Raw genomic sequence first — 2,469 nt, forward strand, 5'->3', positions numbered from 1 at the left:
CGGCCGGGGCCCCGCGGCGGCCGGGCCCGCACCCCCCCCCCGGGGGCGGGGGGGGGGGGGGGGGGGGGGGGGGGGCGGGGGGGGGCCCCCCCCCCCCACGCCCGTGTTCGAACAAAAACCCCTGATACCAACGGGCCCTCCGTGTAAGGATGTCCGCGCCCTGCCCGGGACGCCCGGGCGGCAAGGGCGTCCAAGCGATGTGACATCGCGATCACCAGGGGGGACTTCGTGTCCAGAGTCCGATCCGCGCTGACCGTCGGCGCCCTGCTCGTCGGAACGGTCGGCTTGCCGGCCGTCGGTGCGAGCAGCGCTGCCGCGGCGGGCGGCACGCTCTACGTCAACAACACCGCGGGTGCGCACTGCACCGACAGCGGCAGCGGTACCGAGGCGGCGCCGTACTGCACCATCGGCGCGGCGGCGGCCGCCGTCCAGCCGGGGCAGACCGTCGAGATCGTCGACGGTGTCTACTACGAGGACCTGACCATCACGCGGTCGGGTACGGCGCAGGCGCCGATTACCTTCCGCGCCAGACAGAGCTGGGTCGTTGAAGGTTCGGGGATCGGTCGTCCCGGCAAGCCCGTCAACGGGTTCGTGGTCAAGGGCGCCGAGCACCTGCGCTTCGAGGGCCTGGAGATCTGGGCTGCCGCAGGAGCGCCCACCGTCGTGGTGGACGGCGCCCACGACGTCTCCTTCGACAAACTGAGCGCTCAAAGCGGAAACGGGGTGCGCGTCACCAACGGCTCCGCTGGCGTGCTCCTCGGGCGGAGCCAGATCACCTCGCTTGGGGGTCCGGCGGTCGTCGTGGACGGTGGCTCCACCGGTACGGTCGTGACCACCAACATGACCAGGGGGGTTCTGGTCAAGGATGCCCCGAACACCGTCGTGGTGGCCAACGACGTCTCCTCGGGGTGCGGCGTCGGGATCGCGTTGGACGGTGCCTCGACCGGCGCGGTTGTCGAGAACAACGTGGTGAACACCTCGAAGCGCGAACAGCAGGCCTGTGACAACCCGGCCGGCGCCACCGGGTTCACCGTCGGAGCGGGCGCCGTGCCGGGCAGCAAGCTCGACTACAACCTGATCGACCGGCGCAGCGGCGGCGCGGGCTACGAGTGGGCCGGTACGACGTACGCCACCCAGCAGGCGTTCACCGAGGCCACCGGCCAGGGCGCACACGACTGGATCCACCTGGCCTTGGTGGAGAGGGGGCCAACCGCTCCGGCCGACCACCGGATCGACTCGGCCGATGAGAACGCCCCGGGCATGTTGCCGACCGACTTCAACGGTCGGGCGGCTGTGGATGACCCGACCGTGCCCAACACCGGTACGGGCAGCGGGTTCCGCGACCGCGGCGCGTTCGAGTTCACCGACGTGGGCAGCGCCTACACTCCGGCGGGCCCGACCCGGCTGCTGGACACCCGTACGGCGCAGGCGGTTCCGGCGTACGGCACGGTCGACCTGCCGGTGGCGGGTGTGGCCGGGGTCCCGGCCACCGGAGTGACGGCTGTGACGATGAACGTGACGGTGACCGATCCCCAGCAGGACGGGCACCTCAACGCCTACCCGCACGGTGACGCGGTACCGATCGCCTCCGTCCTCAACTGGCCCGCCAAGCGCACGACTGCGAACCAGGTGACGGTGCGGGTGAAGGACGGCAACGTGTCGTTCTACAACGCCTCCGGCGGCACCGTGCAGCTGATCGCCGACCTGGCGGGCTACTACAGCCCGAAGGGCTCGCTGTTCCACCCTCAGGGTCCGACGCGGCTGCTGGACACCCGTGCGGCGATCGGTATCCCTGCGGCGCAGGCGGTTCCGGCGTACGGCACGGTCGACCTGCCGGTGACGGGTGTGGCCGGGGTCCCGGCCACCGGGGTGACGGCCGTGACGATGAACGTGACGGTGGCCGACCCGACGCAGGAGGGGCACCTTACCGTCTACCCGCACGGCGGTGCGGCGCCGAACGCCTCCAACATCAACTGGACGGCCGGGCGCACGATCCCGAACCTGGTGACCGTGCCGGTGAAGGACGGCAAGGTGTCGTTCCACAACGCGTCCGGCGGCACCGTGCAGCTGATCGCCGACCTGGCCGGCTACTTCGACGCCGCGGGCAGGACGGCGTACCATCCGATCGACCCGGAGCGGCGCCTCGACACCCGCCTCGTGTGGAGCGGCGAGGACCGGTCCGTTCCGGCGCGGGGCACCGTGAACATCGACGCCAGGAGCAACACCACGTCGATGACCCTGAACGTGACGGTCACCGCGCCGGGCGCCGAGGGGCACCTCACCGTGTACCCGCACGGCGACGCGGCACCGAACGCGTCGAACCTCAACTTCCTGCGCGGCGAGACCGTCTCCAACCAGGTGGTCGTCCCGGTCAAGGACGGCAAGATCTCGCTCTACAACGCGAGCGACGCCCGGCTGCACCTCGTGGTCGACGAGTTCGGCGACGAGCGCTACTGATCCTTGTTCCAC

1 protein-coding gene is annotated in these 2,469 nt (G+C 71.2%); it reads left to right on the plus strand.

The features are described from left to right. Positions 1-228: 228 nt before the first annotated feature. The gene (locus ACFRMQ_RS29705) at positions 229-2,457 is read left to right on the plus strand and encodes a right-handed parallel beta-helix repeat-containing protein (protein WP_380733755.1); all 2,229 of its coding nucleotides are present in this window, start codon (positions 229-231) and stop codon (positions 2,455-2,457) included. Positions 2,458-2,469 lie beyond the last annotated feature (12 nt).

It is taken from the genome of Kitasatospora sp. NPDC056783 (genome assembly GCF_042789895.1).
Lineage (GTDB): Bacteria > Actinomycetota > Actinomycetes > Streptomycetales > Streptomycetaceae > Kitasatospora.